Genomic DNA, 19,133 nt, shown 5'->3' on the forward strand with positions numbered 1-19,133 from the left:
ATGCATTTTTTGGCCCTGTAGCTTAAGCCATTGACCTTCTACAGTGGGTCATCTTTTTGCAGCGGATGACGACCATGCCCTACCCCCTTCAACACCTCGACAGCGAAGCGGCCCTGGCGGCCAGTTTCGACTTGATGCGTGTCTTGCGCCCGCACCTCACCAGCCCGGCAGCCTATGTCGCCCAAGTAGCCCGGCAAACCGAGCAGGGCTATCGCTTGCTCGCCGCATGGGACGCTGAGCGCATCGTCGGCCTGGCGGGTTACCGCGAGCTGGAAAACCTGCTCTACGGGCGTTTCATCTACGTCGATGACCTGGTCGTGAGCCCGGAGCTTCAGCGCAGCGGCTTGGGAGCGCGGCTGTTGAGCGCGGTGCGGGATGAGGCCGTGCAGCGTCAATGCGAGCACTTGGTCCTGGATACCGGCCTGCATATGCCCCTGGCCCAGCGCTTCTATTTCCGCCAGGGGCTGCTGGCCCGGGGCATGCATTTCACTCAGCGACTTCAGGGTGGGGAGCCGGCATGAACAACCTGCTGCTGATCAACGCCAGTCCCCGTGGCCAGGTTTCCCATGGCCACCAGTTGGCATTGGAACTGGTGAGCGCCCTACGCCAACGCTATCCGCACCTGGAACGGGTCGAGCGCGATCTGGGGGCCAATCCGTTGCCGCCGCTGGGCATGGACTACGCCCACGCTCTGACCACCGCCACGCCCTTCGACGCGCCACTGTTCGAGGTATCCGAAGAGCTGATTCGTGAGCTGGAACGCTGCGATGTGCTGCTGATTGCCACGCCCATGCACAACTTCACCCTGCCGGCCGCGCTCAAGCTGTGGATCGACTATGTGCTGCGCATTCACCGAACCTTCAGCTCCGGCCCGGAGGGCAAGGTCGGGCTATTGAAGGACCGCCCGGTGCATGTCCTGGTCAGTTCCGGCGGTTTTCACCAGGGCGAACGGGCACGCCAACCGGACTTTCTGACGCCTTACCTGCGCCAGGTGTTGAACACCCTCGGCCTGTTCGACCTGCAGTTCACCTATCTGCAGGGCTTGGTATTCGGTGACGAGGCCGTGCGTGCAACCCTCGACGAGGCCCGCAGCGCACTGTCCTTGCAGCCCCTGTTCAACCCCCTCGTTTGTGCCTGATCACTTTTTTCCCTATCGGAGTTTCACCATGAGCCAACTCAGACTGCCCTTTGCCACTTTGTCGCCTGCTGCCTATCAAGGCCTGCTCGCCACCAACACCGCCCTGGTCGCCAGCCCCCTGGGCTTGCCCCTGGTGGAACTGGTGTTTTTGCGCGTGTCGCAGATCAACGGCTGCTCGTTCTGCCTGGGCAAGCACTCGCAGACCCTGCGTGAATGTGGAGTCGCCCAGGAAAAGCTGGATTGCCTCGCCGGCTGGCGCGTCAGCGAACTGTTCAACGACCGCGAGCGCGCCGCCCTGGCATGGACCGAGACCCTCACCTACGTTCACGACAAGGGCGCACCCGACGCGCTGTACGATCCCCTGAAAGCGCACTTCAGTGACGTCGAAATTTCCGATCTGACGTTGGCCGTGTCCTTGATGAATGCCTTTAACCGACTGGCGGTGGGCATGAAGCTCTAAGAGCAAGCAGAGCACAGCAGCCTCAATGGTTCAGCCGTTAACCGTTCGCGCGGGTGAGTCCACCGCCGGGGCTGCTGCGGGTGCTGGTGCGCCACACCACTATCGGCTTGAATCGTCGCCCTTCACGCCGGCTGGTCTTTATCAACCGGCAACGAAGCAAACATCTCAGCGCGGCACACCTCAAGAATCTCATCCGCCAGCGCGGAATCATCCGGGCAGGCACGGGACAAAATAATCGCACCGACCGCACGCGACAGCAGGTCGATCATTTTCTGCCTGCCCTCACCCGGTGCGGCATCCGGCCGGGTCGGATACTTGTCCCCCAGGGTTTTCAGGGTGTGCTCGATCCCTTCGGCAAACCTCGCTTTCACATCATCCGATTGACGCGCCGCGTCGCCACCCAATGCGGCCATGGTGCAACCGCCGCCACGTTCGTCGCGGTGTTCTCGGGTCACATAGACGTCGATGAAGCCAGGCACATCGAGCGCTTGCAGGCCAGTCAGCGACTTGGCAAGGCTGCAGGCCGAGGCCTCGGCCATGAGATCGGCCTTCGAACCGAAATGCTTGTAGAAACCTCCATGGGTGAAACCGGCCGCCGCCATGAGGTCCGACACCCCCACACCGTCGAAGCCGCGCTCACGGAACAACTCAGAAGCCGTTTCAACGATGTGCTCTCGATTGGCCTGCGCCTGGGCCTTGCTCACTCTCACCTGCAATACCTCCTATGCATCGGAAAATCATGGGGCCGATCATACATAGATGTCGACCATAATCAAAACCGTTGACAGCTTAGATTTCGATCATCATCCTAATTGCACGCACCACCGACCTCCACCCACGGGCACGCAAGAGACACCAGATGACCGATCAGAACCTGTTCACCCCTTACACCCTCGGCGCCCTCGCGCTGTCGAACCGCATCGTCCTCGCGCCACTGACCCGCAACCGCGCCGGCGCAGGCTCTGTTCCCAGCGAATTCGCCGCCACCTATTACAGCCAACGCGCTAGCGCCGGCTTGCTGATCAGCGAAGCCACGCAGATTTCCCAACAGGGCCAGGGCTATCAGGACACCCCCGGGATCTACACCCAGGCGCAGATTGAGGGCTGGCGCACCGTGACCGACGCCGTGCACGCCAAGGGCGCAAAGATCTTTGCGCAACTGTGGCATGTCGGCCGCGTGTCCCACGTTGACCTGCAAGAAAACGGCGCCGCCCCCGTGGCTCCTTCCGCGTTGCGCGCGGCCACCCAGGTGTTCGTCAATAACCACTTTGAAGACGCCAGCGAGCCTCGCGCACTGGACATCAGCGAACTGCCGGGGATAGTCACCGACTTCCGCCAGGCCGCGGCAAACGCCATTGCCGCCGGGTTTGACGGCGTGGAAATTCACGGCGCGAACGGCTACTTGCTGGATCAGTTCCTCAAGGACAGCGCCAACGTGCGCACCGATGCTTACGGCGGCTCGATTGAAAACCGTGCGCGCCTGTTGCTCGAAGTCACCGCAGCCGTGATCAATGAAATCGGCGCAGATCGCACCGGGGTGCGCTTGTCGCCGGTGTCGCCGGCCAACGGTGTCTCCAGCAGCAATGCGCAGGCGCAATTCGATTACCTCGTCGATCAACTCGACGCCCTCGGCGTGGTTTACCTGCACATGGTCGAAGGCGCGACCGGTGGCCCGCGTGACGTGGCGCCATTGGATTTCGCCGCCCTGCGCCAGCGCTTCAAAAACACCTACATCGCCAACAACGGCTATGACCTGGAGCTGGCGACCTCGCGGCTCGCCGAAGACCAGGCCGATCTGATCGCCTTCGGTCGCCCGTTCATTGCTAACCCGGATCTGGTGGAGCGCCTGCAAAGCGGTGCGCCGCTGTCCGCCTTCAATCCCGCCACGCTCTATGGCGGCGGCGCGACGGGCTATATCGACTACCCGACCTTGGCCGAGTCGGGCACCCGCGCCAACTGAGCCCTACCCGCTCACACCAGCTGTCTGTCCCTTTCCTGAAAGAGAGATCCCCCCATGAACACTCGCCCTACCGTTCTCATCACCGGCGCCTCCAGCGGCATTGGCGCCACCTACGCCGAGCGCTTTGCACAACGCGGCCACGACCTGGTGCTGGTCGCCCGCGATCAGGCGCGCCTGGACGCACTGGCCGCCAAGCTACGAGACGAACACCAGGTCGCCATTGATGTCATGGTCGCGGACCTGACCCAGCCCGGCGATCTGACGGCGGTGGAAGCCCGCCTGCGCGACGACGCCCAGATCGACATCCTGGTCAACAACGCCGGCGCCGCGCTGTCCGGCCGCTTCACCGAGCAAAACGCTGATCACATGGCGCAACTGGTGGCCCTCAACACCACGGCGCTGGTACGCCTGTCCAGGGCCATCGCCCCGCGTCTGGCCGAAGCAGGCGCCGGCGCGATCATCAACATCGGTTCGGTGGTGAGCCTGGCACCGGAGTTCGGCATGTCGGTCTATGGCGCCACCAAGGCCTTCGTGTTGTTCCTGTCCCAGGGCCTGAGCCTGGAGCTGTCGCCCCTGGGCGTGTACGTGCAAGCCGTGCTACCGGCGGCCACCCGCACGGAAATCTGGGACCGCTCCGGCATCGACATCAACACCCTGGACGAAATCATGGAAGTGGGCGATCTGGTGGACGCCGCACTGGTCGGCTTTGATCGGCGCGAAGCGGTGACCATCCCGCCGCTGCAACAGGCTGAGCGCTGGGATGACCTGCAGAACGCGCGTCAAGCCCTGCTCGGGCAGGTCCGCCAGTCCGAGGTTGCCCAGCGTTACCAGTCCCAACAGTGATCTTCAGGTAGCGAGCTTTCGCGGCGGATTCGCGGCAGGTACTGCGACGAATCCGGTCCGCTGTTCGGAGTAGTAATGAACCCAACACAGACAACTCTCCCCCCGGCTTTGCAGACGTCGTTCATCAACGCGGCGAACCAGTCGATCACGGTCAGGGGCATTCCCTTCGCCTATCGCGATACCGGTCCCGCGGGCGGCGTGCCCCTGGTGCTGTTCAACCATTGGGGCGCGGTGCTGGACAACTTCGACCCGGCCATCATCGATGGGCTGGCACAGACCCGACGAGTCATCACCACCGACTATCGCGGCATCGGCGGCTCGGGTGGCGTCGCCCCCCGGACGATCGGCGAAATGGCGCAAGACGCCATTGAGTTGATCCAGGCCCTGGGGTTCAAGAGCGTCGATGTACTGGGCTTTTCACTCGGCGGCTTCGTTGCTCAGGACATCGCCCTCAAGGCCCCCGAATTGGTGCGCCGCTTGATTCTCACCGGCACCGGACCGGCCGGCGGCAGCGGTATCGACAAGGTCGGCTCGGTGACCTGGCCCTTGATGCTCAAAGGCTTGCTGACCTTGCGCGATCCCAAGGTCTACCTGTTCTTCACGTCGACGGACAATGGTCGCCGAGCCGCCTCGGCGTATCTGCAACGGCTCAAAGCACGCCGAAAAAATCGCGACAAGGGCCCGACGCCGAGGGCTTTCCTGCGGCAGTTGCAGGCCATCACGGCATGGGGCAAACAGACGCCGCACGATCTGCAACACCTGAAAACGCCGACGCTGGTGGTCAACGGCGACAACGACCTCATGGTGCCCAGCGTCAACTCGCGCGCCCTGGCTGAGCGCATCCCCCATGCGCAGCTTGTGCTGTATGAGGACGCCGGCCACGGCAGTATTTTCCAGCACCACACGGACTTCGTGACCCGGGCATTGACGTTCCTTGATGACTGACAGCACCTGGCCGCAACCGCAACAGAACACCCCCTACTGACGCCAACCCAATAGAGCCGCACCCCCATGAAGGCATTTTCAATTGATCGCTACGGCAAGAACAGCGGACGCCTGAGCGAAGTCCCCACGCCCGAGGTGGGGCCCCACGATGTATTGATCGAGGTTCATGCCAGCAGCGTCAACCTGCTGGATTCGAAAATCCGCCAGGGCGAATTCAAGCTGATCCTGCCTTATAAATTGCCGCTGATATTGGGCAATGACCTGGCAGGGGTCGTGGTCGAAGTCGGCCCGCAAGTGCGGCGTTTCAAACCCGGCGATGCCGTTTATGCTCGCCCGCCGCAAACGCGGATCGGCACCTTTGCCCAATGGATCGCCGTGCATCAGGACGCGGTCGCTCTCAAGCCGGCCAACATCGACATGGCGCAAGCCGCGTCCATTCCCCTGGTGGCCCTGACTGCCTGGCAAGTGCTGGTGGAAACCGCGCAACTGAAAAAAGGCCAGAAAGTGCTGATCCATGCAGGCTCAGGCGGCGTCGGCACCCTGGCCATCCAACTTGCCAAGCACCTTGGCGCCTTTGTCGCGACCACCACCAGCACGGGGAATGTCCAATGGGTCAAAGCGCTGGGGGCCGATCAGGTGATCGACTACACGCAGCAGCACTTCGAAGACGTCCTGCACGGCTACGACGTGGTGCTCAACAGCCTCGGCGACGACGTGCTGAAGAAATCACTCCAGGTGCTCAAGCCCGGTGGCCAGCTGATTTCCATCTCCGGGCCACCCACGGTGCAGTTCGCCCAGGAGCAAGGGCTGGCCTGGCCGTTGCAGCAGGTCATGCGCCTCTTGAGCTTCGGTATCCGGCGCAAGGCGCGCCAGCGGGATGTCCGCTACGCCTTTGTGTTCATGCGGGCCGATGGCGCCCAGCTGCAACAGATCACCGCGCTGATCGAGGCCGGCATCATCAAGCCCGTGGTTGACCGCAGCTTCAGTTTCGAATCGACGGCAGAGGCCTTGCAGTACGTCGAGCAGGGACGAGCCAAGGGCAAGGTGGTGATCAAGATCAAATGACCACAGCGCCTACCGATGACCCGACTGAATCGACGACAGCCCCTGAACCCGACGAGGCAACGCCAGCGCAGGCGCCGGACAAACCTGCACCGCAAGTGCCGGCGGATGCTGTTGCGCCGCCACAGATCCTTTGGCGCCGCTTGATGCTGGAGCCGTAGGTCCGTCGGCTTTTCTGGCGACAACCCAGGCCGGCTAAACCTCGGCCGACGCCCCCTCATCGGCTTCGCGCAGAATCCGTTCAAGCGCCGGCCGCGTCCACTTTTCCCAAGGCAACTCATCCTGCCCATCCCCCGGGTGACGATACTCTCCGGCATCAAACGCGAGGTAGATGGAAAAGGCCGGCTCGGGCATGTCAGCGTTCAAGGACAGATCAACCATGTCACTGAACAAGGTATTCATGACCGCATCACCGTAATGAAAGTCGCGCCGCCCCTCGATAAAGAGCCGGGCCACCGCCATGGCGACTTGATTGAAAAGAGCACACCGGTCTATCTGCATCCCGTCATACAGACGATTCAGGTCATGGCAGGCGTCGCTTTCGATCGCTTCCAGCACCTTGTAAAGCTCGGCTTCACTCAACATCCTCTGCATCCACTGGCCCACCGTTTGTCCGGGAGGCGCAGATTAACATCCGCCAAACGCCCTGTTCATCGGATCAAGGCCACCGCTTGGCGCCCGTGGGTACGCGCCGGCCCAAAAACCGCCCCACTGCCGCGCAAAAACCCGGATAATGCCCGCCATTTTTTGCTTTGTGATGCCGGTGCCCCCCATGGAAATCAAGGTCAACTTTCTCGACAACCTTCGACTTGAAGCCAAGTTCGACGACTTCACGGTGGTGGCCGACCAACCGATCCGCTACAAGGGCGATGGTTCGGCGCCGGGTCCGTTCGACTATTTCCTGGCTTCTTCGGCACTGTGCGCGGCGTACTTCGTCAAGCTGTACTGCCAGACCCGCAACATCCCCACCGACAATATCCGCCTGTCGCAGAACAACATTGTCGATCCGGAAAACCGCTACAACCAGATCTTCAAGATCCAGGTCGAACTGCCGGCGGACATCTCCGACAAGGACCGCCAGGGCATCCTGCGCTCCATCGACCGTTGCACCGTGAAGAAGGTGGTGCAGACCGGCCCCGAGTTCATCATCGAGGAAGTGGAAAACCTCGACGCCGATGCCCAGGCGCTGTTGATGCCGCAATCGGGCGCCAGCGCAGGCACCTACATTGCCGGCAAGGACCTGCCCCTGGAGCAGACCATCGCCAACATGTCCGGGATTCTCGCGGGTCTGGGGATGAAGATCGAAATCGCTTCGTGGCGCAATATCGTGCCCAACGTCTGGTCGCTGCATATCCGCGATGCGCAGTCGCCGATGTGCTTCACCAACGGCAAGGGCGCGACCAAGGAAAGTGCCCTGGCCTCGGCCCTGGGCGAGTTCATCGAGCGCCTGAACTGCAACTTCTTCTACAACGACCAGTTCTGGGGCGAGGAAATCGCCAACGCCGAATTCGTGCACTACCCGGACGAGCGCTGGTTCCAGCCGGGGCGCAAGGATGAGCTGCCCAAGGAGATCCTCGACGCGCACTGCCTGGCCATCTACAACCCGGATGGCGAGCTGCGCGGCTCCCACCTGTACGACACCAACTCGGGCAATATCGAGCGCGGCATCTGCTGCCTGCCCTACGTGCGCCAGTCCGACGGCGAGGTGGTGTACTTCCCCTCCAACCTGATCGAGAACCTGTACCTGAGCAACGGCATGAGCGCCGGCAACACCCTGGCCGAAGCCCAGGTGCAGTGCCTGTCGGAGATCTTCGAGCGGGCGGTCAAGCGCCAGATCCTCGAAGGCGAGCTGGCCCTGCCGGACGTGCCCCAGGAAGTGCTGGCCAAGTACCCGAGCATTCTGGCGGGCATCCAGGGCCTGGAAGAGCAAGGCTTCCCGGTGCTGGTCAAGGACGCGTCCCTGGGCGGTGAATTCCCGGTGATGTGCGTGACCCTGATGAACCCGCGCACCGGCGGCGTGTTTGCTTCGTTCGGTGCTCACCCGAGCTTCGAGGTGGCGCTGGAGCGCAGCCTCACCGAACTGCTCCAGGGCCGCAGCTTCGAAGGCTTGAACGACCTGCCGCAGCCGACCTTTGAAAGCCAGGCGCTGATGGAGCCGAACAACTTCGTCGAGCACTTCATCGATTCCAGCGGCGTGGTGTCGTGGCGTTTCTTCAGTGCCAAGGCGGACTTCGAATTCGTCGAGTGGGACTTCACCAGCCAGAGCGGCTTCAGTGAAAGGGAAAAAGCCAGCGCCGAGGAAGCCGCGACCCTGTTCGGCATCCTCGAAGGCCTGGGCAAGGAAGTCTACATGGCGGTGTACCAGCACCTGGGGGCCACCGCCTGCCGCATCCTGGTGCCGGACTATTCGGAAATCTACCCGGTGGACGACCTGATCTGGGACAACACCAACAAGGCGCTGTTCTTCCGTGAAGACATCCTCAACCTGCACAGCCTGGACGAAGACGGTTTGCGCTCACTGCTGGAGCGCCTGGAAGAAAGCGAGCTGGACGACTACACCGACATCACCACCCTGATCGGCATCGAGTTCGACGACAACACGGCCTGGGGCCAGTTGACCATCCTCGAACTCAAGCTGCTGCTCCACGTGGCCCTGGGGCAGTTCGACCCGGCCAAGGAGTTGGTGGAGATGTTCCTGCAATACAACGACAACACCGTCGAGCGCGGGCTGTTCTATCAGGCCTTGAACGCGGTGCTGGAAGTGGAGCTGGACGACGAACTGGAGCTGGGCGACTACGAAGCCAATCTGCGCCGCATGTTCGGCAACGAACGGATGGACGCGGTGATCGGCTCGGTGGACGGTAGCGTGCGCTTCTACGGCCTGACCCCGACCAACCTGCAGCTCGAAGGCCTGGACCGTCACCTGCGGCTGATCGACAGCTACAAGAAGCTGCACGCGGCACGGGCCAAGTGGAGCGCAGCCAACCGCTGACACAGCGCCCGCCTCTGCCTGTACCCGTAGGAGCGAGCTTGCTCGCGAAGCACTCAAAAACGCCGCGTTCACCCAGTGAGCGCGGCGTTTTCGTTGACGGCCATCGCCAGCCTGCTCGCTCCCACAACTAGCCAGACGCCCCCTGGCTGATCACACAAGCAGATACCTGAGGAGCGCGTTTGCTCGCTCCGACAGCGACCCGTTAGCCATTGCGCATCCCCGGCGGCCAGGGCTTGCGGTCTTCTCGCTCGGGCGGGCCATACAGCTCCTGCTCCCAGTCCTCGAACGCCGGCGATGCGCTGTATCCCGGATCGCAATACTGGCGAATGTATTGAGCGGCACGGTACTCGGCGTACTTGGCATTCACCGGTACGCCCTCTTCGTCCAGCTCCAGCACATTGGCAAAAATCGCGTAGGCCATCTCCAGCATGCTCGGCTCTTCGCTCAGGCAACTGCGATAGTCGACGCCTTCCAGCAGCGGGTAGCCGAGGGTGCCGTTGGCGACCCAGAAACTGAAGGTGCGCAACGCCCCGGAAAACTCCGGGCTGAGTTGTTTCGGGTAATGCATGCGGCTTGCCTCTGCTGGGTATCGGACCGGGTGGATTCTCCGGTACTGGCCGCTGTGCAAGCAAGCCGACGGCAGCCGCCGTGTTCAACTGACGGCTAGCGAGCGCTGTTCGGCTACCACGCAATTACGTCCCTTCTGCTTGGCCTGATACAACAACTGGTCGGCCTTTTCCAACGCAGCGGTGATCGAACCACTTCCCGGCTGCCACACGCTGACGCCCAACGAAACCGTAATGTGCCCGACGGTATCGATCTGCGCCGCGGCGATCGAGGCTCGCAGGCGCTCTGCGACATCGGTTGCAGCCCGTAGCGAACTGTTCGGCAAGAGCAGGACAAACTCCTCGCCGCCCACCCGGCACGGCAGGTCGTCAGTGCGCGAGTTTTGCTTCATCAGGTCGGCAATCGCTCTCAGGGTTTCATCCCCCACGCCATGGCCGAAGGTGTCGTTCACCCGTTTGAAGTGATCGATGTCCATGGAAACAATGGCGAACGGCTGATTGGCCTGTTGCCAGTGCGCCAGGGTGTCCTGCATCGCCCGCCGGTTGGCCAGCCCGGTCAGCGCGTCACTTTGCGCCTGCTGGTTGAGCCGGCCGATCTTTTCCTGGAGCAGGCTGGTGCCCAGCAGCAGCGCCCGACGAATCTGCCAACTTTCAGAATACTGCGCCGGGATCGCGCTGATGCGCTCATAGCTCTCAGGGCTGTCCAGGCGCTTGGCACTCTCGGCCAGCCGCGACAGCGGCGCCGAAATCCTCGTCCCCAACCACCAGATCAGCACCAGGCCGAATAGCGCCAGCGGCAGTATGCCCTTGGCGACTTTGGACATGGTTACCTGCAGCGTGGCCTGGATGTTGCCGAGGGGCTGCTGGGCGATCACCCCCCAACCGCTGCTGGGCACATGGGTGAAACCCGCGAGCATTTCCACGCCCTGGGCATCCAGCGCCTGCAATGAACCTCCGCCCTGGCTCAAGGCCGCATCGACGATCGGGTCCTCGGCAACGATCTGGCCGATTTGCTCGGGATAGGGGTGATAGAGAACCCGCCGATTACTGTCCACCAGATAGACATGGGCGCCATCCTCACGTACCTGCCGGTCCATCAAATCTTGAAGGGCGTTCTTCTGTTCAAGCCGGATGCTGCCGCCGACCAGCCCCAAGTACCGCCCTTTGCCGTCAAACACCGGCTGGGATACAAAAACCAGCAGATTGCCGGCAATGGACTTGAAGGCCTTGCTGATGATCGGTTGACGCAGCCTGAGCGGTGTCTGGTCTTGCAGGGACTGGCCATTGAGATTCAGGTGCTCGGGCATTGAGGCGATGATGGTGCCGGTCGCGTTGGTGATCAGTACCGAGTTGAAGCTGTTGTCCTGCCCCAGCAAGCGCCGGGCTTCGCCGGCCAGTCGTTGCGAGTCGTCAAAGTCCCCGCCCAGGACAGCGGCGGCATACTTCAAGCGTTCCTGATCGGAACTGAGCACCTGCTCCACACCGGAGGCGATCCGAGCGGCATAGGCCTGGTTGACTTGCAGGGCGTTTTCGATGAGTTCCTGCTTCTGGATCTTGAACATGACCCAGAAGCTGTTGGCCAGGGTGGCTAATGCTGCAAACAGTACGAAGACCAGAATCAGCACACGAAGATTAAGCTTGGGCTTGGGCCGGGTAGGCATGTAAAAAAGTCCGGATGAGCAAGCAGACAGTGGATTTCGATGTTGCGCCAACTGCCTGCCGGCTATGGATCATTCACGTCCGTGCGCCCTAGTCACATGGATAATCATCCGTCGAACATCGTCGAAACGCCTGCACTGTTTGGCTATAAAGGCGTCAGGTGTTAGAGCCGCGCAGTCTACCCGGGTTGCTCCGATTGGCAATCGATAAAATGACCAGGCGTCCAGTGGCGCACGGCCCGTGGTGTTCAGACCCGCCCCAACCCGGCACAATGCGCCACCCCAGGCCAGGGTTGCCCCCCAACCGCCCGCATCACTGATCGCAAGGACCGTCCATGAGCGTCTTCAGCACCTTGTTCGACCCTCTCGAAAATCCAGCACCGTCGGCCACTGACACACTCCAGGCGCCCCATGAAGAGGATGCAACGCTCGATCCGGCCCAGCCCCAGGAACAGGCCGAGTCCGCCAACCTGGCCCTGCTCGAAGCCGCCGAGGCCTACTTCGCCTTTCACCTGTTCGCCGCCCACTTCCCCAGCCAGGCCGAGGCTGAACGGTTCGCCTTCGAACAGTGGGAGCCCGAACCTGCGGCGGATGCCAGCGACGCCGAATTCAGCGCCTGGGAAGCGCGCAATCCCAGCTGGCGCCTCAGGCAGGAATTGGGCTACTACATGGACGCCGATTTCGTCGAGCTGATCGGCAAAGACGACTGCCCGCAATACCTGGACTCGCTGATCCGCAGTGATGCCGAGCAACAGCGGCTGCGCTCGCGGATCAAGGCGCATTACAGCCACTTCATCATCGTCGGCAGCGAGTCGATTGATGGCGACCAGCGATCGGTTGCCTCCGGGCCCAATCAGCGCCCGCCGCAAAGCACGCCGACACTGGACTACCTGGGCGAGTTCAACGGTTCCTCTACCCCGCACTAGATGCTAAAAAGGCCCACAGTTTCCCTTGCACCCCTTGTCGTGCCCAGCCGTACCACGAGAATCACCATGCACAGCCATTACCCGAACACCCGCGCTCCGTTGCGCCCTCTTTACCTCATCACCCACCAGCCAACGGCGGTAGCCCCATGATCGAAGTCACCGAAGTTTCCATTGCCGAACTGCGCGCCGCCCTGGAATCGGGCCGGACCACTGCCGTGGAACTGGTCCAGGCTTATCTGGCGCGGATCGACGCCTACGATGGCCCCGATACCGCCACCGCCCTCAACGCCGTGGTGGTGCGCAACCCCGAGGCCCTGAAGGAGGCCGAAGCGTCCGATGAGCGTCGCGCCAACGGCCAGACCCTGGGCCCGCTGGATGGCATTCCCTACACCGCCAAGGACAGCTACCTGGTCAAGGGCCTGACGGCTGCATCGGGCAGCCCGGCCTTCGCCGAGCTGGTGGCCTACCGCGATGCCTTCACCATCGAGCGCCTGCGGGGCGCCGGGGCCATCTGCCTGGGCAAGACCAATATGCCGCCCATGGCCAACGGCGGCATGCAGCGCGGGGTGTATGGCCGCGCGGAAAGCCCCTACAACGCCGCTTACCTGACCGCGCCCTTTGCCTCGGGCTCCTCCAATGGCGCCGGCACGGCCACCGCCGCCAGCTTCGCCGCCTTCGGCCTGGCCGAGGAAACCTGGTCCAGCGGGCGTGGCCCGGCCTCCAACAATGGCCTGTGCGCCTACACACCATCGCGTGGGGTGATTTCGGTGCGCGGCAACTGGCCGCTGACCCCGACCATGGACGTGGTGGTGCCCTTCGCCCGGACCATGGCCGACCTGCTGCAAGTGCTGGATGTGGTGGTGGCCGAAGACCCGGACACCCGCGGCGACCTGTGGCGCCTGCAACCCTGGGTGCCGATTCCCAGCGTGAGCTCGGTGCGCCCTGCGTCCTACCCGCAACTGGCGGCCGATGCCGCGGCGCTCAAGGGCAAGCGCTTTGGCGTACCACGCATGTACATCAACGCTGACCCGGAAGCCGGCACCAGCGACAAGCCCGGCATCGGCGGCCCCACCGGCCAGCGCATCCACACCCGGCCGTCGGTGATCAGCCTCTGGGAACAGGCGCGTCGCGCCCTGGAAGCCGCCGGCGCCGAAGTCCTGGAAGTGGATTTCCCGCTGGTGTCCAACTGCGAAGGCGACCGCCCCGGGGCTCCGACGGTGTACAACCGCGGTTTGGTCAGCAAGGAGTTCCTGCATGACGAACTGTGGGAACTCTCGGGCTGGGCCTTCGACGACTTCCTGCGGGCCAACGACGATCCCAAGCTCAACCGCCTGGCGGATGTCGACGGGCCGCAGATCTTCCCCCACGACCCCGGCACCCTGCCCAACCGCGAAGACGACCTGGCCGCCGGCATGGACCAGTACGTAACCATGGCCAAGCGCGGGCTCAAGACCTGGGACCAGATCGCCTCCCTGGCCGACGGCCTGCGCGGCCTGGAGCAGACCCGGCGCATCGACCTGGAAGAGTGGATGGATCGCCTGGGGCTGGACGCCGTGCTGTTCCCCACCGTGGCCGACGTTGGCCCGGCCGATGCCGACATCAACCCCGAGTCGGCGGACATTGCCTGGAGCAACGGCGTGTGGGTGGCCAACGGCAACCTTGCGATCCGCCACCTGGGCGTGCCCACGGTGACCGTGCCGATGGGCGTGATGGCAGACATCGGCATGCCGGTCGGCCTGACCTTCGCCGGCCGCGCCTATGACGATTCGAGCCTGCTGCGCCTGGCGTCGGCCTTCGAATCCACCGGCAGCAAGCGCCTGATTCCACCACGCACGCCGGCCTTGTCACCCGCTCGCTAAGCGCAAAGGCCCGGGGCGCCCATGAGGCGCCCCGGGCCTTTACCAGCCTGACAACGCACCACAGCGATGCACCGCCAGGGGCGCGCGACGGTATGCTGCGCAGGCTATTTCAGCTGATTGGCGAAACGCCCCACGGCCCCCACAACCTGGCGCGCACCCTCCTGGATTTCGAGAATCACCGAGCCGGCCTCGTTGGCAAGTGCCAGGCCTTCTTCAGCCTGCCCGCGACTGTTGGCCATGCCGCTTACGGCTGCATCCGCCAGACTCTGGTTCTGCTGTACAACGCTGACGATTTCTTCGGTAGCGGCACTGGTGCGCCCCGCCAACTGCCTCACTTCATCGGCGACCACGGCAAACCCCCGGCCCTGCTCACCGGCCCGCGCCGCCTCGATTGCTGCGTTGAGCGCGAGCAAGTTGGTCTGTTGGGCAATGCCGCCAATGGTCTGGACAATCGAGCTGATCAGCAGTGATTGCTTGCCCAAGGCTTCAATCCCGGCGGATGCCGCCTGCATTTCATCCGAGATCATGCGCATCGTTTGCACGGTGTTCTGCACCACGTCGGCGCCTCGGCGGGCGCTGATGTCGGTTTGTTGGGAGATCTCGAACGCGATGGTCGCCGCCTCGTTCACCTGCTGCTCGCGAGCCACTTGCTCGGTAATGACCGTGGCGAACTTGACCACCTTGTAAAGGACGCCCTGTGCGTTGTGCACCGGGTTGTAGGTCGCTTCCAGCCAAACGACTCGACCGTGGGCATCGACGCGCTTGAAACGGTCAGCCACGAATTCACCGCGATTGAGGGTCGCCCAGAACTCCTTGTAATGACTGGACGCGGCATCGGCTGGGTCACAGAACATGCTGTGGTGCTTGCCTTTGATTTGCCCAAGTTCATAGCCCATTGAGCGCAGAAACTGCTCGTTTGCTTGCAGGATATGGCCTTGAAGATCGAACTCGATCACCGCGGTGGAGCGCAGCAGCGCTTGAATGAACGCCGAATTCTCCGCCGAAGTGTCAACGGTCTCGGTGATGTTCGAACCAAAGGCATGGATACTTTCCAATTGCCCCTGTTGATTGACAATCGGTTGCCAGAGGCCACGAAACCACGACAGTCCGCCATCGGGACGCTGAAAACGGTAAGTATCGATAACCGCGTCGTGGTTGTTCACGCTGTCGAGCAAACGACGATAACAATCCATCTGCCGCACATACTGCGGAATGAAATTGTCGAGCGGTTTGTTCAGCACTTGGTTGGCGCCACACCCCAACATGTTCAGAAAGCCTTCATTGGCATCTATAACGTTGTAGTTGGCGTCAAGGACCGCACGCACAAGGCAAGTCTCAATCCCGTTGAGCAACTGTCGAGCCACTGAAAGCTCCGACTGAAGAGACTGCAACTGCATTTTCAAACGAGTATTGAACATGGGCGCATCCTGCTAAAGGAGAGACTCTTTGCTATCGGCAACCGTTGGGGGTTTGTTTTCAGCTTTTTTTATGCTGCAAAAACACTATAGAAGCATTGTTTGCAGCGCTCCATTTTCTCCCCTGATATAAAGCCATGCCCCCAGCCTGGTGGTTACAATCCCCGCGCCACGCCACTAGCGCCCTTCCCCCATGCACCGCCCGAGCCGGACTACTCACCATGACCACACACCGCATTACCCTCGCCAACGGCTGGATTGCCGAATTTGCCGAACAAGGTGAATTCCGCATGGGCGCCATCAGCTGGAACCTGCACCTGCGCGGCCCCGAGCAACAGGCCATCCGCTATTTCGAAACCCAGATCGTGCTGGTCAACGACGAGGATGGCGAGCAGGCACGAAATCACATCAGCCTGTCCGAGGACGGGGTCTACGGGTACCTGGGCAACGGTATGAGTCACGGTTGGGTGATCGACTTTTCCCGCGGCATGATCGCGCCCCACCGGGTGACGATTTCCCACTACCACTACGCCTATGACGAATACATTTCGCTGCTGGAGCAACCGGCGTACAAGCGGGTGCGGGAGTACATCAGTGTCATCGGTCGCACCGTCTACCTGACCTTTCCCTTCACCCGGGACGAGGACTTTCCCAAGGTCTGGGAGGAGTACCTGGTGATCCGCCGGCGGCAGCTGGACGAGCTGTATTTTCGTAACTGAGTCAGCGCCAGACGCAATAATGGGAATGGGCCATTAGCACACTCGGGCTAATGGTCCCTGGCCCAGGGCGAGCTTATAGTCCGCACCACCACCCCCTTCAGGATGGCGCTCACAAGAACGTGCGGATTCATAACAAGGAGCTTTCCCATGTCACTCAAGAAAATCGTCTACGCCTCGGCCATCGCCCTGGCGCTCACGGCCTCCAACGCCCACGCCTTCGCCAGCGACTGCGGCGATTCGTTGTGGAAATTCAGCGCCATCGAAGCCCTGACCTGCGTCTTCTCGGGTCAGTGGTAAGCCGCGTCTGCCTGGGCTGACGCTGCCAGGCAGGAACAGAGTGCCCGCTACTGCGGGCACTTTTTTGCTCTGGGCGCCCGGCTGTCAGCGCAGGCTCCAGGACACGCCCAGGTACACCCCCAAGCCTTCTCCCGGCGTCGAGCGCGCCGCGTCCAGCCCCTTGTCGTCGTAGCCCGGAGTCACGGTGGCGGCGTAGCGTTTGTCAGTCAGGTTGCGCACATCGACCCAGGTCTGCCAGTCGTTCTTTGGCGCGTTGTAGCCCAGGGTGGCGCCGAACAGCGCGTAAGGATCGGCGTAGTAACTGTTGGCGTAATCCACCGCCACCTTGGACACCAGTTGGGTGTTGACGGCGGCGAAGAAACCCAGGGGCCAGTCGTAGCGCAGCTCGCCCTGGTAATAGTGCATCGGCAGGCCCGGTAGGCGGTTGTCGCCAAAGCGCGAATCGTCGCGGTAGTGGAAGTCGCTGAAGGTGTAGGCCTGGCGCAGGCTCAAGCGGCCGACGCCCGGCTGCGACCACAGCTCACTCAGCAGGCTGGCCTCCACGCCCTGGTGCACTGTGGGGCTGGCGTTGAGTTCATAGGGCGTGGTGGCGCTGGGGTCCGGCAACACCGAGAGCAGTTCGTGGCGCACCTGGGCGTAGTACCAGGCCAGGCTCCACTCGCCCAGGCTACTATCGCCGCGGCCGCCCAGCTCCAGGGTGGTGGCGGTCTGGTTGCGCAGCTCGATCGGATCGCGCTGGGCGCCCGTGGCAACGCCGCTGCCAGCCGGGAAGCGCAGGTTCGAGCTGTAGATCAACGACCAAGGGTGCGGTGCTTCCACCGAGCGGCTGAGGTTGCCAAACAGCTGCACATTCGGTGTCAGTTGGTAGCGCAGGCCCAATCGCGGCGCGTAGTCCCAATCGCCGAGGCTGGTCTTGCCGCCGCCCTCGGGGTAGGTCACCGCGCTTTCGCGCCGGGTGTAGATGGCCGCCAGCCCCGTGGTCAGCCACAGGTCATCGGCGATCTCCAGATCATTGCCAAAGTGCAGGACCGTATCCGAGCCCTGGTAAGTGAAGTTGCGGATTCGCGTGCCTGGCGCATAGCTGGCGGTGTTGCCTGTGGGAATCCGCACAAACTCGCTGGCCCCGTCATTGGGCAGGTGCTTGGTGACCCGCAGGCCCAGGGTGCTGCGGCTTTCCCGGCCCCAAAGGCTGTCGCGGCGCTTGTAGTCGAAGGTGCCGCTGACGTCGCTGTAGGCCACCTTCAGGCGGTTGGGGCCTTCGCGCAGGTCCATGGGGTAGTCGTGGTAGACCAGACCGGTCTGGATGCTCGAATCGTCGTCGATGTAGTAGGTGGTCTTGTTGCCGACAAAGGTGCTGCCCGGTTGCTTGCGCCGGTCATCGCGGCTGACATACAGCGGGTTGGCCGCCCGCGGGTCGTGCTCGATGGAGCGTTTGCTGACCCGCCCGGCCAGATCGTTGTCGGTCTCGCGGTAGCGCAGGTAGAAACGCGTCTCCAGGTTCGGGTTGAAGCGGTAGCCGAAGTTGCCAATCACCCCCTTGCTCTGGCTGCGGGTGTGGTCCTGGTAGCCGTCGGCGTTGGCGTCGGTCAACGACACGTAGTAGTCGAAATTCCCCAGCACTTGCCCGGAACTGAGCTGACGCTGCTGATAACCGTGGCTGCCGGTGGCGTAGCGCACCTGCAACAGTGGTGCGTCGTAGCCGGTGTGGCTGATGTAGTCGATGGCGCCCCCCAGGGCCAGGGCGCCACGGTCGAAACCATTGGCGCCGCGCAGCACCTCTACGTGATCGACCCACAGGGGCTCCAGCAACTCATAGGGGGTGCCGCCGGGGCCGGTCAGGGGCAAGCCGTCGAGCATGGTGTACAGCCCCGAGGCATGGGCCCCCGGCGCGCGGTTGATGCCCGAACCACGGATCGAGATCTTCACCCCTTCGTTCCCGGCGGACTGGGCGTAGACCCCGGGCTGATAGGCCAGCACATCCTGGTTGCTGGCCACCCGCCCCTGCAGCGGCCGGCGCATGTCCACCACATTGCCGGCGCCCGGCACCTGGGCCAGCCGCGCCTCGGCCTCTTCCACCCGCTGTCCCTCAGCGCCCTGCTCCTGCCCCAGGACCTGCGCCGGGGCCAGCTCCACGCTCCGGGTCTCGGCGATTGCCGGGCAGGCAAGGGCCAGGCCCAACAGGGCCGTGGGCAAGGATTTTGGCGAAGACATCGAGAAAACTCCGACAGGCAGAAAGGGGGCAATGCAAGTTGCGACGCAGGAAAGAACCAAGAGAACACAGGGGAATTGGGCT

The 19,133-nt window shown here is 62.8% G+C and carries 18 protein-coding genes and 1 pseudogene; 12 read left to right on the forward strand and 7 right to left on the reverse strand.

Going from position 1 to position 19,133, the window contains the following annotated elements; genetic code table 11:
* Window positions 1-74 precede the first annotated feature (74 nt).
* From LOY69_RS16510 to LOY69_RS16520, 3 genes are read left to right on the forward strand one after another with little or no spacing between them, the layout of a single operon-like run.
* Complete coding sequence (locus LOY69_RS16510; RefSeq protein WP_170003931.1) at window positions 75-521, forward strand: GNAT family N-acetyltransferase; 447 nt, start codon at window positions 75-77, stop codon at window positions 519-521.
* Window positions 518-1,138: an FMN-dependent NADH-azoreductase gene (locus LOY69_RS16515; RefSeq protein ID WP_265073227.1), complete on the forward strand. Its 621-nt coding sequence runs from the start codon at window positions 518-520 to the stop codon at window positions 1,136-1,138. Before LOY69_RS16510 ends, LOY69_RS16515 begins: the two co-directional genes overlap by 4 nt.
* Before the next feature lie 28 nt (window positions 1,139-1,166).
* On the forward strand, window positions 1,167-1,598 hold the full coding sequence (locus LOY69_RS16520; protein WP_170003927.1) for a carboxymuconolactone decarboxylase family protein: 432 nt from the start codon (window positions 1,167-1,169) through the stop codon (window positions 1,596-1,598).
* Window positions 1,599-1,720: 122 nt separating this feature from the next.
* Here the strand turns inward: LOY69_RS16520 and LOY69_RS16525 are convergent, their stop codons facing one another.
* Window positions 1,721-2,308 (reverse strand): TetR/AcrR family transcriptional regulator, encoded by a 588-nt coding sequence (locus tag LOY69_RS16525; protein WP_265073228.1) that lies wholly within the window; start codon window positions 2,306-2,308, stop codon window positions 1,721-1,723.
* 149 nt (window positions 2,309-2,457) lie between these two features.
* On the opposite strand from LOY69_RS16525, the gene LOY69_RS16530 reads away from it, so the two are divergent.
* The 4 genes from LOY69_RS16530 to LOY69_RS16545 all read left to right on the forward strand — a co-directional run bounded on the left by LOY69_RS16530 (window position 2,458) and on the right by LOY69_RS16545 (window position 6,411).
* Window positions 2,458-3,558 (forward strand): alkene reductase, encoded by a 1,101-nt coding sequence (locus LOY69_RS16530; protein ID WP_265073229.1) that lies wholly within the window; start codon window positions 2,458-2,460, stop codon window positions 3,556-3,558.
* Window positions 3,559-3,612: 54 nt separating this feature from the next.
* A complete protein-coding gene (locus LOY69_RS16535) occupies window positions 3,613-4,401 on the forward strand; it encodes an SDR family NAD(P)-dependent oxidoreductase (RefSeq protein ID WP_265073230.1) in 789 nt (262 codons plus the stop codon).
* Between the two features lie 75 nt (window positions 4,402-4,476).
* Window positions 4,477-5,346: an alpha/beta fold hydrolase gene (locus LOY69_RS16540; protein WP_265073231.1), complete on the forward strand. Its 870-nt coding sequence runs from the start codon at window positions 4,477-4,479 to the stop codon at window positions 5,344-5,346.
* 66 nt (window positions 5,347-5,412) lie between these two features.
* Window positions 5,413-6,411, forward strand: a complete 999-nt coding sequence (locus LOY69_RS16545) for an NADP-dependent oxidoreductase (RefSeq protein WP_123390541.1) — start codon at window positions 5,413-5,415, stop codon at window positions 6,409-6,411.
* A 192-nt stretch (window positions 6,412-6,603) separates the two neighbouring features.
* Here LOY69_RS16545 and LOY69_RS16550 read toward each other — a convergent pair whose 3' ends face one another.
* Complete coding sequence (locus LOY69_RS16550) at window positions 6,604-6,993, reverse strand: hypothetical protein (RefSeq protein WP_265073232.1); 390 nt, start codon at window positions 6,991-6,993, stop codon at window positions 6,604-6,606.
* Between the two features lie 187 nt (window positions 6,994-7,180).
* On the opposite strand from LOY69_RS16550, the gene LOY69_RS16555 reads away from it, so the two are divergent.
* Complete coding sequence (locus LOY69_RS16555) at window positions 7,181-9,400, forward strand: OsmC domain/YcaO domain-containing protein (protein ID WP_110653347.1); 2,220 nt, start codon at window positions 7,181-7,183, stop codon at window positions 9,398-9,400.
* Between the two features lie 202 nt (window positions 9,401-9,602).
* Here the strand turns inward: LOY69_RS16555 and LOY69_RS16560 are convergent, their stop codons facing one another.
* Entirely contained in the window at window positions 9,603-9,968 is a 366-nt protein-coding gene (locus LOY69_RS16560; RefSeq protein ID WP_265073233.1) for a hypothetical protein, read from the reverse strand.
* 84 nt (window positions 9,969-10,052) lie between these two features.
* The gene (locus LOY69_RS16565; protein ID WP_110653330.1) at window positions 10,053-11,627 is read right to left on the reverse strand and encodes a sensor domain-containing diguanylate cyclase; all 1,575 of its coding nucleotides are present in this window, start codon (window positions 11,625-11,627) and stop codon (window positions 10,053-10,055) included.
* 332 nt (window positions 11,628-11,959) lie between these two features.
* Between LOY69_RS16565 and LOY69_RS16570 the strand changes: the two genes are divergently transcribed.
* Window positions 11,960-12,550, forward strand: coding sequence for a hypothetical protein (locus LOY69_RS16570; protein WP_265073234.1), 591 nt, complete (start codon window positions 11,960-11,962; stop codon window positions 12,548-12,550).
* 146 nt (window positions 12,551-12,696) lie between these two features.
* Complete coding sequence (locus LOY69_RS16575) at window positions 12,697-14,409, forward strand: amidase (RefSeq protein ID WP_265073235.1); 1,713 nt, start codon at window positions 12,697-12,699, stop codon at window positions 14,407-14,409.
* A 104-nt stretch (window positions 14,410-14,513) separates the two neighbouring features.
* On the opposite strand, the gene LOY69_RS30580 is transcribed toward LOY69_RS16575, so the two are convergent.
* Entirely contained in the window at window positions 14,514-15,056 is a 543-nt protein-coding gene (locus LOY69_RS30580) for a methyl-accepting chemotaxis protein (RefSeq protein WP_371826212.1), read from the reverse strand.
* Window positions 15,051-15,827, reverse strand: a pseudogene (locus tag LOY69_RS30585) (PAS domain-containing protein); the annotation flags it as partial. The gene LOY69_RS30580 and the pseudogene LOY69_RS30585, both read right to left, overlap by 6 nt.
* 218 nt (window positions 15,828-16,045) lie before the next feature.
* Here LOY69_RS30585 and LOY69_RS16585 point away from each other — a divergent pair.
* Together LOY69_RS16585 and LOY69_RS16590 are read left to right on the forward strand one after the other, a co-directional pair.
* The gene (locus LOY69_RS16585; protein WP_110596888.1) at window positions 16,046-16,543 is read left to right on the forward strand and encodes a hypothetical protein; all 498 of its coding nucleotides are present in this window, start codon (window positions 16,046-16,048) and stop codon (window positions 16,541-16,543) included.
* Between the two features lie 147 nt (window positions 16,544-16,690).
* Window positions 16,691-16,840: a hypothetical protein gene (locus tag LOY69_RS16590; RefSeq protein ID WP_015635448.1), complete on the forward strand. Its 150-nt coding sequence runs from the start codon at window positions 16,691-16,693 to the stop codon at window positions 16,838-16,840.
* An 84-nt stretch (window positions 16,841-16,924) separates the two neighbouring features.
* Here the strand turns inward: LOY69_RS16590 and LOY69_RS16595 are convergent, their stop codons facing one another.
* A complete protein-coding gene (locus LOY69_RS16595; RefSeq protein WP_265073236.1) occupies window positions 16,925-19,051 on the reverse strand; it encodes a TonB-dependent receptor family protein in 2,127 nt (708 codons plus the stop codon).
* Window positions 19,052-19,133: the final 82 nt, after the last annotated feature.

Origin of the sequence: Pseudomonas sp. B21-059 (assembly GCF_026016285.1) — a bacterium.
Classification (GTDB): Bacteria; Pseudomonadota; Gammaproteobacteria; order Pseudomonadales; family Pseudomonadaceae; genus Aquipseudomonas; species Aquipseudomonas danubii.